The sequence below is a fragment of the Deltaproteobacteria bacterium genome, from assembly GCA_017302835.1.
Taxonomy (GTDB): domain Bacteria; phylum Bdellovibrionota; class Bdellovibrionia; order Bdellovibrionales; family Bdellovibrionaceae; genus UBA2316.
In genome coordinates, this window is the sequence record JAFLCC010000002.1 from 160444 (window position 1) to 175418 (window position 14975).

19 protein-coding genes are annotated in these 14975 nt (G+C 36.2%); 11 read left to right on the top strand and 8 right to left on the bottom strand.

Features of this window, described 5'->3' with window-relative positions; genetic code table 11:
• Positions 1–22: 22 nt before the first annotated feature.
• The 6 genes from pal to J0M15_02775 all read left to right on the top strand — a co-directional run bounded on the left by pal (position 23) and on the right by J0M15_02775 (position 4162).
• Entirely contained in the window at positions 23–559 is a 537-nt protein-coding gene (gene pal / locus J0M15_02750) for a peptidoglycan-associated lipoprotein Pal (protein MBN8535947.1), read from the top strand.
• A gap of 40 nt (positions 560–599) precedes the next feature.
• Entirely contained in the window at positions 600–917 is a 318-nt protein-coding gene (locus J0M15_02755; protein ID MBN8535948.1) for a DUF4398 domain-containing protein, read from the top strand.
• On the top strand, positions 914–1573 hold the full coding sequence (locus J0M15_02760; protein ID MBN8535949.1) for a tetratricopeptide repeat protein: 660 nt from the start codon (positions 914–916) through the stop codon (positions 1571–1573). The genes J0M15_02755 and J0M15_02760 overlap by 4 nt, the downstream gene beginning before the upstream one ends.
• Before the next feature lie 128 nt (positions 1574–1701).
• Positions 1702–2058: a hypothetical protein gene (locus J0M15_02765; GenBank protein ID MBN8535950.1), complete on the top strand. Its 357-nt coding sequence runs from the start codon at positions 1702–1704 to the stop codon at positions 2056–2058.
• A 303-nt stretch (positions 2059–2361) separates the two neighbouring features.
• Positions 2362–3435, top strand: coding sequence for a hypothetical protein (locus J0M15_02770; protein MBN8535951.1), 1074 nt, complete (start codon positions 2362–2364; stop codon positions 3433–3435).
• Between the two features lie 22 nt (positions 3436–3457).
• Positions 3458–4162: a hypothetical protein gene (locus J0M15_02775; protein ID MBN8535952.1), complete on the top strand. Its 705-nt coding sequence runs from the start codon at positions 3458–3460 to the stop codon at positions 4160–4162.
• A gap of 27 nt (positions 4163–4189) precedes the next feature.
• Here J0M15_02775 and rfaE2 read toward each other — a convergent pair whose 3' ends face one another.
• The 7 genes from rfaE2 to J0M15_02810 all read right to left on the bottom strand — a co-directional run bounded on the left by rfaE2 (position 4190) and on the right by J0M15_02810 (position 9415).
• On the bottom strand, positions 4190–4657 hold the full coding sequence (gene rfaE2 / locus J0M15_02780) for a D-glycero-beta-D-manno-heptose 1-phosphate adenylyltransferase (GenBank protein MBN8535953.1): 468 nt from the start codon (positions 4655–4657) through the stop codon (positions 4190–4192).
• A 6-nt stretch (positions 4658–4663) separates the two neighbouring features.
• On the bottom strand, positions 4664–5407 hold the full coding sequence (locus tag J0M15_02785) for an RDD family protein (GenBank protein MBN8535954.1): 744 nt from the start codon (positions 5405–5407) through the stop codon (positions 4664–4666).
• 1 nt (position 5408) lies between these two features.
• Complete coding sequence (locus J0M15_02790) at positions 5409–6182, bottom strand: 16S rRNA (uracil(1498)-N(3))-methyltransferase (GenBank protein ID MBN8535955.1); 774 nt, start codon at positions 6180–6182, stop codon at positions 5409–5411.
• A gap of 10 nt (positions 6183–6192) precedes the next feature.
• Positions 6193–7089, bottom strand: a complete 897-nt coding sequence (locus J0M15_02795; protein MBN8535956.1) for a 50S ribosomal protein L11 methyltransferase — start codon at positions 7087–7089, stop codon at positions 6193–6195.
• Between the two features lie 15 nt (positions 7090–7104).
• Positions 7105–7497, bottom strand: coding sequence for a hypothetical protein (locus tag J0M15_02800; protein MBN8535957.1), 393 nt, complete (start codon positions 7495–7497; stop codon positions 7105–7107).
• 113 nt (positions 7498–7610) lie between these two features.
• Positions 7611–8486 carry an rRNA pseudouridine synthase gene (locus tag J0M15_02805; GenBank protein MBN8535958.1) on the bottom strand — a complete coding sequence of 292 codons (876 nt, stop codon included), beginning with the start codon at positions 8484–8486 and terminating at the stop codon, positions 7611–7613.
• Positions 8414–9415 carry a hypothetical protein gene (locus J0M15_02810; protein MBN8535959.1) on the bottom strand — a complete coding sequence of 334 codons (1002 nt, stop codon included), beginning with the start codon at positions 9413–9415 and terminating at the stop codon, positions 8414–8416. Before J0M15_02810 ends, J0M15_02805 begins: the two co-directional genes overlap by 73 nt.
• A 127-nt stretch (positions 9416–9542) precedes the next feature.
• Here J0M15_02810 and J0M15_02815 point away from each other — a divergent pair, with 127 nt between their 5' ends.
• From J0M15_02815 to J0M15_02825, 3 genes are read left to right on the top strand one after another with little or no spacing between them, the layout of a single operon-like run.
• Positions 9543–10034 (top strand): hypothetical protein, encoded by a 492-nt coding sequence (locus tag J0M15_02815; GenBank protein MBN8535960.1) that lies wholly within the window; start codon positions 9543–9545, stop codon positions 10032–10034.
• Between the two features lie 17 nt (positions 10035–10051).
• The gene (locus J0M15_02820; GenBank protein ID MBN8535961.1) at positions 10052–10603 is read left to right on the top strand and encodes a TIGR00645 family protein; all 552 of its coding nucleotides are present in this window, start codon (positions 10052–10054) and stop codon (positions 10601–10603) included.
• Entirely contained in the window at positions 10600–11181 is a 582-nt protein-coding gene (locus J0M15_02825; protein ID MBN8535962.1) for a VTT domain-containing protein, read from the top strand. Before J0M15_02820 ends, J0M15_02825 begins: the two co-directional genes overlap by 4 nt.
• Positions 11182–11197: 16 nt before the next feature.
• Here J0M15_02825 and dsbD read toward each other — a convergent pair whose 3' ends face one another.
• Positions 11198–12973 carry a protein-disulfide reductase DsbD gene (gene dsbD, locus J0M15_02830; protein MBN8535963.1) on the bottom strand — a complete coding sequence of 592 codons (1776 nt, stop codon included), beginning with the start codon at positions 12971–12973 and terminating at the stop codon, positions 11198–11200.
• Between the two features lie 158 nt (positions 12974–13131).
• Here dsbD and motA point away from each other — a divergent pair, with 158 nt between their 5' ends.
• Both motA and J0M15_02840 read left to right on the top strand, forming a co-directional pair.
• Complete coding sequence (gene motA, locus J0M15_02835) at positions 13132–13998, top strand: flagellar motor stator protein MotA (protein MBN8535964.1); 867 nt, start codon at positions 13132–13134, stop codon at positions 13996–13998.
• 62 nt (positions 13999–14060) lie between these two features.
• Entirely contained in the window at positions 14061–14942 is an 882-nt protein-coding gene (locus J0M15_02840) for a chemotaxis protein MotB (GenBank protein MBN8535965.1), read from the top strand.
• Positions 14943–14975 lie beyond the last annotated feature (33 nt).

The following is a 14975-nucleotide window of genomic DNA, read 5'->3' on the forward strand; positions in this document are numbered from 1 at the left end:
ACAGAACTATAAGGAGTCCTAAATGAACAGATCCATAAAATTTAATAAATCATTTTTGTTTTTATTATTGTTATCTACAGCACTATGTTTAACGAATTGTAGAGGCAAGCAGGAAAAGCCTGAAGAAGCTTTACCGACAACTCCAACAACAGAACAGGATAAGTCTGCTATTGATTCGACTCCGATGTCTTTTGATGCTGCTGGATCTGATAGCGGTAAGATTGAGGGATTGAAAACAGTTAATTTTGAATTTGATAAGGCATCCTTAACGGCAGCTTCAAAAAAATTAATTCAAGAAAACGTCGAATGGATGAAGCGAAACCCCAAGACAAAGGTCCAAATTGAAGGTCATTGTGACAGCAGAGGTTCTATTGAATACAATGTGGCTCTTGGCGAAAGAAGGGCTAACTCAGTTAAAGATTACATGATTAGTTTAGGAGTATCAGCTTCTAGATTGGCAACCATCAGTTATGGAGAAGAAAAGCCTCTTGTTTCTGGTGATAGTGAATCAAACTGGGCGAAGAACAGAAGAGCTAACTTTGTTCCTTCTGCGAATTAATTTAGGAAGTCCTTAGATGAAAATAAAACTAAACAGCCGCATGTTAGATATTTTGTTCTTTTGCGGCTGTTTTTTTTTCTTGATCTTCATTCTTAATTCTTGTCAAACAACTCGAGAACCAGTTGAAGAATGGTCTTTGGCTAGATCTGCTATAGAAGCCGCTAAAGCCGTACAGGCTGCAAAGTATTCTCCTGGGTTCTGGCATCAAGCTGAAGACGCTTACAGAAAAGCTAGGGTTTTAATGAAGGAAGAAAGTTATTCAGAAGCCAGAGAAGAATTTAGTATAGCACGAAAAGCTGCAGAAAAAGCAGAAAACTCTGCAAGGATCAAGCGTCAACAAAGTGGAGAGGTGTTATGAAAATAATTTTCAACAGTTTTTTGATTTTAAATACTTTGATTTTTGTGGGATGTTTGAAAACCAGAAATGAAGTCAAAGACTCCGAGCAGAAGCAGGTAATGCAACAGCAGGTGGTTACCTTGCAAAAAACCAATGCAGATAATAGCAGTCGTTTTGTCGAACTAGACGAACAGATTAGAGAGCTTTCAGGAAAAGTGGATACTTTTGAAAATAAATTATCAAAAGTAAATCCAGAACACGAAAGTACAATTAAAAATTTAGCTGAAATGCAAATTGAATCAAACAAAAAACTAACTCTCCTTCAGGAGGAAATTGCAAAACAGGAAACTCAGATACAAAGCTTAACCGCTGAGCTGCAGAATCTAAAAGCAGCCAATCAATCAGTGCCTGCGGACAAAAGGAATCCTTTTCAAATTGCCGAAGATTATTTTAAGCAAAACGAATGGAAGAAAGCTATTATTCAATACCAGAAGTACCGTGATGATAATCCAAAAGGTAAGCAGTTCCCAGAAAGCACTTATAAGATGGCAGTTTCCTTTCAACTTCTTAATATGAAAGAGGAAGCAAGGGCTTTTTATGATGAAGTCATATCTAAGTTTCCAAATTCTCCAGAAGCAAAAAAAGCAAAACTTAAATTAAAAGGTTTTAAGAAGTAAAACAACTTAGGGCTTGCAACAAAAAACTACCGATACCTAGAAGTAGATTAACCTCTGCAAAAGCTTTAAACTTCGAGGCCGTAGGTTTTTGTTCTAAATTTTCATATGTTTCTGAAATAAATAATTGTTTGCTAGAAATAAAGGATAAGTACTATCAATCAAGCTTAATTGCTGTTTGTAATAAAATGATCTACAGCACAGATCGTATGCAATGTCTAAAGCTAGTTGCAAATAAATCTGCAAACGAAAATGCTATTGCTGTTTGTGGTCAAAGGCCTTATTCAAGCCAAATTATTTCCTGCATTCAAGATATAGTTACTAACTATGTTCCACCCCCAGAGCCACCGCCAACTGAGTCATGCAAAAAGGATTTTGTAATGACAGAATTTGATACGGCTTTTAAGGATCTAAGTGAAAATAAAATAATGTCTTCCTATCAAAGACTATTGAATTTGAAAATGTACCTATATCAATGTTTAAAGTAGTTTGATTTAAAAAAACCATAAATAGTGAAACGAGAGGTTCATTAAAGGCATAGTATATGGCCTCTTCACGTCTGAAAATATTCAAATTCCACGGAGTTATCAGAACTAACTGGTGGCCCCCTCGCGGGTGACGGAGTTGGTGTCAACTTCAAAAGGTTAAGATACAATTTTTTGTTACTCACTCTTCTTTTTAGTTAAATGAATTCGCTATCTCCAATTGAATTGCTTTGAGATCTCAATCTGATACATTGATTAGCTATTTGGTGGCACCCTTGCTGCACTCTTTTGGAATAAGAGGGTTTTATGGGTTTTAAGGAACACAAATTTGAACTGATGTTTGGAGCGGGATTGTCGCTTTTTTTCGTTAGTTTATTTTTGAATATACTTAGCTGGTCGCCAAAGAAAGTAGGATTTTTCAAGGATGTCTCTTTTGAAATGATTAGACCTATTTCTGAATTTAGAAACGAATACTCATTAAAAGATAGAGAGCTTGATAAGCAGTTTATAAATCCTTTCGTTAAAAAGAATTTAAATAAAGAAAGTCATCCTAAAACGACTCAAGCTAAGTTAGTTCCTATTAAAAAGAAACAAGCTAACGGGGCAGAAAAAAAATCACAAAATAAAAATATAAATAATAGTAGAAATAAGTTGGCATTGAGATTCATACCGAAAGATCAACAGCAGGGGCTCTCTCCTGGCGATTTAGACTATGCAAACAATGTGTATAATCCAGAACAAAATATTCTAATAAATGAAACTCCGATGGCTAAGAAAAAAATACAAAATAAAGAAGACGATGAGAAAATCAAGAAGACAGCTTCTGATTTTATGGATTTATCAAGTAACCCAAACACTGAAAAAATGAATGAATTGATATTGGCATATAAAAAAGGAGAAATTTCAACCCAAGATTTTTATCATGTGGTAAACTCCATGGTGCAATCCTCTAATCCAAATGCACAATCTTTGGGTGTTTATTTGTGTTATCATTTTCCAAGTTTGCAATCTTTTTCAATCGTAACGTTAAATCTAGATAAGTTTAATGATCAGGTAAAAAGTTATGCGGACGAGTTTTTGTTTAGTTTTAATAATCAAGCTAAGCTTCAGTATCTTGGTCAGGCACTACAAAGTAGCGATATAAAAATAGTGATGAAAGCGGGCGAGATTATCATTTTAGGATTGCAAAAAATTAAAAATGGTCAAAGTATAAATTATGCAGGTAGAGATGGGCGTGGAAATAATGACATTGATTCAACGAAATTTTTTGAATTTCTTCTTCCTATTGCTGAGAATCTTAAAAAGAGTGGCAATGCAAGTGTGGCGAGCATTGGAGATTCTATTTCTCAAGAAATGGGACCATCTAATTCTATTAAATAATATTAATTATAATTTGTTTTTCTTGTTTTTTTTTCTTAGCATTAATTTATTTGCCGCAATAAAAATTCCTAACGGGTTAGATCAAGGTTCCAGAAATCAATTTTTAAAACAACTAGGTTTTTCAAGTGGCTTTAAATACTTGTCTCAAGGATATATTCTTGGTGGTTCTGACGGGTTAGAGCTGTCAACAAGCTTAGAAACAGTTCCCTTTAGTAGGACAAATTATTTAAGCCAATCACCCATTGATGAAACGGATAGAATTTTACAGAATATAATTATTGGAAAGGGTTTATTTCAAAATGTCGATTTCTTTTTCTCTTTCAGTCCATTTATATTTCAGAACCAAATTTCATCCTATGGAGTTGCTTTAAAGTATATTATATATCAGGACACAACAAATGCTTTTGATATGGGATTATTTTTTCATGGAAATGGACTGAATATTTCTAATTTAGTAGGCATGCAGACATCGGGTTTAGATCTGGTGTCTTCTTATTATTCAGGTTATTGGTCTTATTATCTGGCGTTTGGTATGATAAGAACTATCGGTAGTTTTGTTGGTGGTATTAATGGTGTCACTTCTGATTCTGAATCAGCAGTTGAAGACTTATTTTATTTTAGAATTTACTCCGGAGTGTCCTATAATTTTGGTAAATATTTTTTATCACTTCAAATAGATCGAGCCTATAACGAAGTGTTTTCTGCTAAAGTTGGCACAAGATTTTAGTAGCGCAGGTTCGTGGTAGAAAACACTTCATTTTTGAGAGCTTTTTTCAACCAATCGAGTTGTTGATTTCCCTTCAATAAACTGAAGTGAAAGAACTTTGCCACCATAGGATTGTACAAATGCTCCGCCGACTATTTGATCGACAGTCCAATCGCCACCTTTAACAAGTATATCTGGCTTAATTGATTGAATCAGAAGTTCTGGTGTCGATTCATTAAAGATAATAGTGGCGTCCACAGAGGCGAGAGAGGCAAGGATTTCAGCTCTATCAAGTTCTGTTTGAATAGGGCGACTTGGTCCTTTAAGTTGCTTAACAGAGGAGTCAGAGTTAATACCGACAACGAGAAATTCTCCAAGCGAACGTGCTTCTTTTAAGTAACGAACATGGCCGATATGGAGCAGATCAAAACAACCGTTGGTGAAAACAATTTTCTTTTTTCCACGAATGGGTTCTAACAATTTTAATAATTCAGAGGAAAGATAGACGGCTCCCATAGTCTTTTATGTTTTTTTAACCAGGTGTAATCCAATTAAATCTCCAGCTAAGTCTTTGTTTAATAGCCATGACAGTAGGGGCAAAAAAATAATTCCTGAAAAAATAATAAGGATGCTTCTTAAAACTATTTTAAAAGTATACCATCCAATTTCATTTTCTTGAGTTGGCGCCATTTTTTGATCATAGGCCCATTCGCCAGGGGTCGCACCTAGAAAGGCTCTATAGCAAGTGTAATAGATAAACCCAACCGAAAGGAAAAGGCAAAATGTAGAAATATAGATTAGCCCTTGTTCATCAGGATTTTTTAAATTTGCAAATAAATCCACTTTAGTAATAGAGAGCAAGAGAACCAAGCATAGTAAAGAGGAGGCTACAACCAACATCAGATCCAGAAAGATGGCAGAAAGAATCACATTAGATTTCTTATATTCCACTTTAGTCTGTTTGAGTGATTTTTGGTGGGATGTTTTTATTTCTATATTAGCTTTTTTGGTATTTTCAATAGTTCGTAAAATTTCATCAACAACATCATTTGACTTATTTTTTGAAGGAATCAAATCTTTTTCAAAAAGATAGGGGGAATTATTTTTAGGTAAGGGAGTTGAAAAAAGTTTATGACTATCAATATCAGATGATTCTGTTTTTTTGGGCATATTTGAAATAAGTTTTTTAGGATCCCGATGAAACCCCAAACCTTCAGTAATTGGTTTAAATTCAAATTCCTCAAATGGATCGGTATTTTTATTCATTTTAAAATCCCCTCATAAGATCAAATTCATACTTTAGGACGGAGATGGTAGCGAGGCAAGCCGTTTCAACACGTAGAATTTGTTCTCCAAGAGTCACAGGACTAAGGCCTTGCTTCATTAAGTGGCTAATTTCCATATCAGAAAAACCTCCTTCTGAGCCAATAAAGATCCAAATATTTTCAATGTGACTAAATTGATTCAGTGTTTTCAGCTCAGATAGATATCGCTTCACGTCAACCTTTGCATCTCCCTCATATAAGACAAGACAAAGGGTTTCTGGGTTTCGGTGAATTTTAGCTATGAAATCATAAAGTTTGTTTGGAAGCTCAATCCTGAGTAAATCACCTCGACCTGATTGTTGAGTTGCAGAAATCACAATTTTTTTCCATCGATCCAATTTATGTTGCCATTCTTTTTCAGAAAAATTTTTAATAAAAGAAAATTCACAAATGAGGGGCTGAATGGAGGAGACTCCTAATTCTACCGATTTTTCAATAATACTTTCTAGAGTTGAAAACTTAGGAATTGAAAGACACAAATGGAGATGGGGTTTTTTCAAAGGGGCTATTTGTCGTTCTTCAAGAATCTCCGCGATAGCTCTTTTTTTTGATTTTTCTTTAACTTCCACAAGGAAGGCCTTGGCATCTTCGGTGATGACTTCAAATCGATTTCCAGGTTCTTGCCTGCAAACCTCGAAAATATGATGAAATAATTCATTTTGAAAAGTAATCTGATTATGACTAATATCTTTCCGAGAGATCCAGTACCTTCGCATCTAATCAACCCTAAGATGTAATTTTTTTAAGCCAGAAGCCAATCCAGTCATCTTTTTCAAGTCGTAATTCAACTTTTAACGGCGCTGTTTCAATAAACTCTGTGATAAAATCATCTTCATGATCTTTAAGAATTCCAGTAAGAAATAAACTTCCACCCTCTTTGGTGTTTCGAACGAGATCATTCTTGATTTGAAGTAAAATACCATCCGTTATGTTAGCAATTACGACGTCAGATTTCTTATCGTAATCCTGAATTAAATGATCCGAAATTGTCGTATTTTTTGTTAAATTTCGGGTGATGTTTTCCAAAGCGACACGCCTTGCTTCGGAATCGATTTCAATTCCAGTGACAGATTGAAAACCTAATTTATCAGCCATGATTGCCAGCAAACCAGTTCCTGTTCCTACATCTAAAAAAACTAAAGAGCTACAATTGATGTTTTTTGAAAATTTATTTAAAAAATAAGAAGCCATTTGTGTGGTCGCATGAGTCCCTGTGCCAAATGCCATACCGGGGTCTATAAAAATAGGGTATTCACAATTCATTGGAACAGTTTCCCAGCTTGGGACAATCCAAAAGCGGTCAACAAGCCTAAAAGCTTTGAATCCCTTCTTCCATTCTTCAAGCCAGTCTTTAGATTCCTCTTCATAAATATGCCATTTGATATTTTTGTCTAATTTTAATAACCCGTCAAAAAATTGGGGCGAGGGTTTTTCATTAAAAAAAACATCAATCTCGTGAGAGTTTGTTGCGATAATCTTGGGCTCATAGGTCAAGTCAGGTTGAATAAAGCTCAAGGATTCAGAGACGCCACTTGCGGCACAATCAAAAGAGTGTGAGGTGATAATGTCTTCTTGTTCTTTTGATAAATTAGAAAGATGAATACGAAAATAAATTGCTGTCATTTGAAGTGAGATTAATCACTTCTTGCTGGGTTTATCAAGAAAAGAATCTTCTAAATCAATCGTATCTCCAATCATAAACCAGGGCATTTCTAGCATGGGCAAGCTTTCTCTTCCAAAATAATGGAACTCCCTAGCGACGGCAATTCTTCCATAGACAGCAATAATTTTTAATTGGCCAACTGGTGCCATTATTTCCCCAATGACTTGAGAGCCAGCGGAGTCCCTTAGGGTTATTTTTCTTGTTACTTGGACGACTAGATTTTTCTTTAAACTTTTTGAATCATCATTTTTTAAATAAAAATCACGAAAAATTGGATCAGAATCAGAAAGTGGAATATTTCTTTTAACCTCAAAGATACTGATTTCTTCCGAATTGCTTTTGAGAGAAAGTGTAAATAAAAAAGCCAAAATAAATCTCATGATAAAAGCATCGGAGTTTTAAAATGAGACTCAATAGTATTTTCGTCTAGATTTGAGTAATAGGCGCAACCCCTGGCCCTAAATGGACTTTTTAGAAAAATCTATTTGAACATATCATTGAATTCTTTCGTTGTTTTTTTACTTTGGGTTACTGGTTTTCGCTTAGCAGAATTCGTTCTTTTGACTCGAGCCATATTAGAGCCTTCAGGACTATCTACTTGAAACACCTTTCTTTGTTCAGCTTCAGTTAAGAAGGATATTTCGCCTTTTTCAAGATGTCCTAATTTTAGTTTTCCAATGCTGATGCGTTGTAATTTTAAAACATCAAATCCAATTTTTTCAAACATATAACGAATCTGACGATTTTTACCTTCATTGATGACAATCTTAATCCAGTCATATTGTTTAGAGCCCTCTTTTCTCTTAATTTTTTCGACATGCAAGGCTTTAACTCGACCGCCAGGAATACTGATGCCAGTCTTTAATTTTAAAAAATGACTAGGTTGGGGTTGGCCATCTAATTTTACTAAATAGGTTTTAGTCACCTCAGAATTAGGTTGCATAATTTTATTCGCCCAGTCTCCATCATTTGTTAAAAGTAAAAGGCCTTCAGAATCCCAATCAAGTCTTCCTACGGGAAAAAGTCTTTGATCAAAACGCTTTATAAAATCAGCAACCGTAGGCCTATTTTCTGGGTCAGAAAGGGTACTCAGAACACCTTTTGGTTTGTGTAGCATGAGGTATAGTTTTTGCTTTTCTTGTTGAATAGGTTTGCCGGAAACAGTGATTCGGTCTGTAGGGTTCACTTTAATTCCTAATTCAAATACTTTCTTACCATTGACTAACACTTTGCCTTCAGCAATTAACTTATCAGCGGCGCGACGACTGCAAACTCCAGAATCAGCTAAGAATTTATTGAGTCTAACTCGTGAATCCTGGGTAATGATTTGTGATTTTTTGGCTGTATTGTAAGACATGGTTCACTCTTTTCCGTCGTAAGAATCTGACGGACTCTTAATATCAGGTCTTCTAGACTTTTGTCACCAATATAGACATTTTCAAGAGCAGAATCTGATTGGGACAATAATATGGTCATATAATTTTGCCAGGACTCTGAATTTTTTTCCCATAAACCTTGGCTAATATCATAGAGTTTCTTAGTTAAATCTTGATAAAACGGATCAGTGTCTCTGGTGATGAAAAACTGCTCGGTGCGTTTGAGAGGCCAGAAAAGTCGAGGAACTTCGTGTATTTTTAGATCTGAAAAATCCTGTATTTTTTGAAACATATACCCCCTTGTTATACTGCCACTGATTTTATCACCTTTCAGTTGAAACTGAATTAAATGTTGAGGGCTAATTTCAAAAAAGAATTTTTTTTCAGAAGAAAGTTCTAAATTGGCACCGTACTCGAGCATTAGGTTTTTTCGGAGCGGTTCTAAAAAACCATTACGAATAATAAATCTTCTATCTAACTGGTAAACATATAATTTTTGGTTTTCAGCTAAAACAAAGGCCAGCCATTTTTTTTGCTCAAACTGAAATCTGACTTGAGCGTTGAGTCCGTGTTGATTTATGAGAAATTTTTTTAACATGTCCTCGCAATCTTTGTTGCTATCAACTTCAAAAATTTGAACAGTCTCGGGAGATCGAATTTCCATTAAGTTCATTTTATTTTGATAAAATCCATTGAAATTTTTTAATAATAAAGCCATCTCGTGACCTAGGTGGGACTTATTTGAATACCAGTGGGGAAATTCGAACAAGGAACTAAAAAAGATTTCAAAAAACTGAGGAGTGATAGCCTCATCTGCCTGGCAAAATGTTTTAATATAATTATAAAGGGCTAATCTAACCGGAGAGGTATGTGGATTTAATTCCATTAAAAACTTAAGTAAATGAGCCATTTTCAGCATACTTCAAACACTAGGGATTTTTTTGGAATTAGTCCAGAATAATCTTTTACAACATCAAGAAATAATATTAGCCTATTTTCTGCAAAAGAATGTTCCCAGGGCATTTTGGAAGGAAAAAATGGAAAAAGAATTAAACTATTCATTTTTTGGCGTTGAAAAAGCAGTCCGTGAAGAGAGTGAAGTACATGAAATCGAGGTCCCCGTTATTGATTGGTTGCCTAGCTCGAGTCATGTTTCTAAATCTAAGCCAGATAGTCCTCATAAAGAGCTTGAAGAACTCAAAACTCAAGTTTTAGAATATCAAAATTCGACGAAGCTAAAAATAGATCGAATGAACAATTCAATTCAAAAATGGGAGCAAAACTACGCTGACCTATCGCAAGAAATTTCTTCAAAGATGGCGATACTTTTGCAAAAATTAAATGACCAGAAAAAGTTTGACCAAAAAGTACAAGATATTGTGGACAGGCACAATAATTTGTTAAAAGGTTATGAAGTTAGAATGAATCAACTGCAAAAACTTTTACAACAAAAAGAATCTGATTTCGTTGAAGCCCATTCGGCACTGAAAGAAGCAAAGTCAGAAATCGCAAGAATCAAAAGACTCTAGGATAGTCTGGAAGTGATATGAAAAAGTTAGAGAATGTTTTTGAAGGAATTATTTTTTCAAGCCGCTGGATTCAAGCTCCTATTTATGGTGGTCTCATCATTGGAGCGGTCCTCTACGCCTATAAGTTTTTAGATGAACTTCTTCATCTCTGCTTGACTGTTGGGTCAATTAAAGAGGAAGTTTTGATGCTTGGGATTCTAACCCTGGTTGATATTTCGATGGTCTTAAACCTGTTAGTAATGGTGATTATTGGTGGCTACGCGACATTTGTGAGTAGGATGCATCTTGATACACACGAAGATAGGCCCGATTGGCTAGAGAAAATTGATGCGGGAACTTTGAAGGTAAAATTAGCAGGAGCCTTAGTAGGAATTTCTGGAATTCACTTACTTAAGTCTTTTATCGATATCGGCAAAAAAGACTTTGAGCAGGTAAAGTGGCAAATCGTCATCCATGTCGTGTTTTTATTTTCAACACTGATGCTCGCTTATACCGAAAAAGTTCTTCACTCGTCTCACCATAAAACTGAGGACAAATCCTCCAAGTCAATTCAGGAAAGGTACCCTTGATATCTGATAGATTGCATGAAAAGATTCGTTCCTATGTCCAATTTCTGCGGCGCTATGCAGACAGGTTTTGGTATTCTCCACTCATTGGTTTTCTGGCGGCGCTAGACAATCTTGTTATTGTTATTCCTACTGACGGGATTCTTATATCGAGTTCAATGCTCCTGCCTAAACGGTGGTTCATTCTCGCCCTTTGCGTTGCCGTAGGATCAACTTTGGGTGCGCTTGCGCTGGCAACACTCGTCGAATTTCAAGGCCTTCCCTGGATTCTCGATATGTATCCGGGAGTCATTGAGACAAAGACTTGGACCTTATCGATGGAGTTTTTCGAAAGATATGGTTTGTTTTTAGTTTTTGCAGTAGCTATTACTCCTTTTATGCAGCAGCCGGCCGTGATCCTCGCCAGCCTTGCGAATACCCCTCTTATCAAGCTTGCGGCCGTTATTTTCATTGGGAGATTTATTAAGTTTCTTATCATGTCGTATCTTGGATCACATGCGCCCCGTTTGTTGAGCAAAATGTGGGGTCTTAAAGGCGAGTTGGATGACGCGGGAGTGAAGCTAAATGAGCCAAAGCGGTAAAGGTTTGGACAAGTCCTTATTTCAAACTTTGAAGTCTTTTTAAAAAGAGTTCTTTCTTTTCAAATTCAGTAAGAGTTAATTTCTCGAGCCACTGTCCCTTAGAATCAAAGAAGAGAATCGTTGGGAGACCTTTGATTTGGAATTTCTTTTTTAATTTCGCTAACAAATCTGAATCCTTGGTTGCATCAAATTTTAAAAGCACTACCTCTTTAGTAGCATTTTTAAATTCTGAGGATGAAAAAACATATTTGTCTAATTCATGGCAGGCAGCACACCAATCCGCATAAAAATCAAGAATGATGGGTTTAGATTGGCTGCTGGCCTTGAAAAAATATTCTTCAGAATAAGGTAGCCAATCGGATTTAGTTTGCGACGATTCGGAGATGAGAGGATTTGTTCTAAGAAAATTAAGATCGAATACACCCAGAACTAAAGAGGTTAGACCTAGAACAAAAATTGTCTGCATAAGTCCTTTTCTTAAATAGTCTCTTCTTTTTGGGTGGGGGATGGGCATAAAGGTTCCGTATAAACTGCTAAGCAAGATCAAGCCTGAACCCAGTACAATTTGAAAAAGGCGTTCTGATAACAAAAATTGGAGGTAGTAGTAAAAAGCCGTTAGCATCAAACTTCCAAGCAGGAATTTCATAAAATCCATCCAGGGCCCTGATCTTGGCAATTTTTTACTTAACTCAGTAAAGGCACCTAAAATAATGAATATAAGCCCCATTCCCATGGCATAGGAAAACAATAGGAAAAATCCAAAAAACATGCTTTTTTGTGTCGAAACATAAGTAAGAATAGCTACTAAGACAGGGCCAACACAGGGGCTCGCGACCAGACCAGCGAGTAGTCCAGAAAGATAAGCTCCTAAAAAACCAGTGTGTTTTGTTCCTTTGCCAAATCGGTTTCTAAAGGCATGGGGAAGTTGAAGCTCGAAAGCACCATACATAGAAAAAGACATAATCAGAAATAAAGTACAAATAAAAATCAAAAAATAGGTATTTGATAAAATAGAGCCAAATAGACTTCCTGTATAAGCAGCGATAAGTCCAAACACAGAATAAGTGGTAGCAATTCCATGGACGTAAATGATACTGGTTAAAAAATTATTAAGTCGGGTTCTCTTCTCTGAGTCTTTGGTTAGTATCGCAATGGTGATTGGAATCATAGGAAAAATGCAGGGAGTAAAACTGGTAAGAATTCCAGCAAAAAAGGCCACTATAATTGCTAACCACCAGCTTTGTTTTAAAAGTTCTTCAAAAGAATCTAGGGTGAACACAGAGTTCTGAAGTTCCTCAATTTTTTCAGCTGTGGTTGTGCCAACAAAAGTAACTGGTAAAGTGATATCCTTAGATTTTGGAAAAAGGCAAAAACTGTCTGTACAAGCTTGGTAGGTAATTTCTAAAACAATCTTACCTTTTTCATCGATGAATTTATCAGGAGCTTCAATTTGAAATGACAAAGTGGAAGTTTTTTCGATACCTCTGCGATTTTTTTTTGAAAATTTATCAAACCACTCCTTAACTGGAAAAAGCTTTAGAGTACTGATCTTAAAACCATTTGGTTCTAATACTTGTACTTTAAAATTATCCTCATACGTGTGATATCCAGGGGGAAGCGACAATTCAAAAGTCGCATTAAAGTTTTCATTGGAAGAGATAGAATTTTTAAATTCTACGGTTCTCACAAGAAGTGGATCAGAATCTTTTTCTTGAGTCCAAGAGTGTGAGGGCAGAAAAGAAGTAAGAAATAAAAGAAAAATAATCATTTGATGTCTGACTAGGTTATCCAAATGAACTCCTCATGGGGTTTCGGTTGTTCCTGAAAATATAATTAATTCCTGGATGATAGTCTATGAAATCAAGTCGAAGGTCATAAATTTACCTATTCAGAGTTAAAATTCTCAACATTTAATCAATTGTTCCGATAGCAAACCAAAGGGGAGTCACTATGGGCTTTGTTGGTATCCTTGTAGTTTTTGGTATGGTTTTTGGCGGCTTTATATTGGCCGGTGGTCATATGCACATCATTTTTATTGCGGCACCCTTGGAGCTTATGATTATCGGGGGAGCGGCTTTAGGAGCTTACATCATAGCTAATCCAGTTAAAATTATTAAGATGGGCATGAAGTTAGGAATGAAAGCGATGACGGCGAAGGGGCCTCAGAAAAAAGATTTTTTGGAGCTGATGCAATTAATGTTTCAGCTTTTTCAAGTTTTCAGAAAAGAAGGTCCTCAGGGAATTGAAAAACATATCGAAGAGCCAGAGAAAAGTGAGATATTTAAAGCGTATCCTGGTTTTATGCATAACCATCATGCTGTGCACTTTTTGTGTGATACGATGAAAATTACTCTTTCTGCGGAATTATCTCCCTATGATGTGGATGATCTTTTGGATGGCGATATTAAAGCTATACACGCTGAAGAACATCTAGCAATGCATGCGGTTCAGGCCGTGGCAGATGGATTTCCAGGTCTGGGGATTGTTGCTGCGGTTCTTGGGATCGTGAAAACAATGTCGCATTTGACGGAAGGGACAGAGGTTATCGGAACGCTGGTTGCCAAAGCCCTTGTGGGAACGATGTTGGGGGTTTTTGGAGCTTACGGTATGATTGGGCCGACGGCGACCAAAATGGCTGCTGATATTGAAGCAGAGGGAAGATATTTAGCTTGTATTAAGGCGGCGATGGTGGCTTTGCAAAGAGGGGCACCTCCCTTGGTTTGTGTTGAGTACGCAAGAAGAACTATCATGCCAGAAGAAAGACCGTCTTTCGACGAAATGGATAAGGCAACAAAAGAAATTAAAAAGGCTGCCTAAGATTTGAAAAAGGTAACTGAAGGGCATTAAAAATTTGAGATTTTAAAATTTAAAGGATTTAAATGGCTGGAAAAGAAAAACCAATGATAGTTATAAAAAAAGTGATTGTCGCAGGTGGCGGGCATCATGGTGGTTCTTGGAAGGTGGCCCTTGCAGATTTCATGACAGCACTCATGGCTTTTTTTTTGGTGATGTGGCTTTTGGGACAAACAGAGGAAACAAAGAAAGCAGTCTCAGACTACTTTTCAACTCCATCGGTGATTGAATATAACTTTAAGAACTATGGGGCGCAAATCACTTTGGAAAAGCTATTTCTAGATTTGATAAATGAACCAATGAAGGCCTTTGAAACCTTCATGGAGCCAATGGACAAAACTCCAAACTTACTGGATATGGGCTCTGCCAAAGTGGTAGCGGCTTATCTTGCGGATCAGTTGTCTGATGAAGCTCAGAATGTCAAAATTAGTCAAGATGGTTTTAATTTTGATATACCAGAAAATTTACTTTTTGAGAAAGGTACAGCAAATCCAAACTCAAGTTTTATTCAAGTTATGGAAAAAATTAAAGGTATTACAACGGGCCTAGAGGACTCCATTGTTGATTTAAAATCTGTAGTGGCAACGGGGACCATATCTGAAGAGAAGGAAGAGATGAGTGGTTCCATAGCCCAAGAGAGACTAGATTTGATCATGAATAAAATAAAGGCTACGTTAGAGCATGCGACCGTAGATGTGAATGGGACAACGAGTATTGTCAATACCAAAAACGATCCTCAGGCCAGTAAAAAAATAGGGTTTGTCAGGATCAGTATCAAGCAAAAAGAATTAAAATCAAATGGGCAAGAGCAACGTAAACTTGAAGTCGTTTTTGGCGAATCCAAAGAAGAACTTAATGTCTATGATAATTTCGTAAAAAAACTCACGGATAAAAAAGTAAAACGTTAGGGTCTGGTTGTTTCAGACTCTAAGAATATTTTT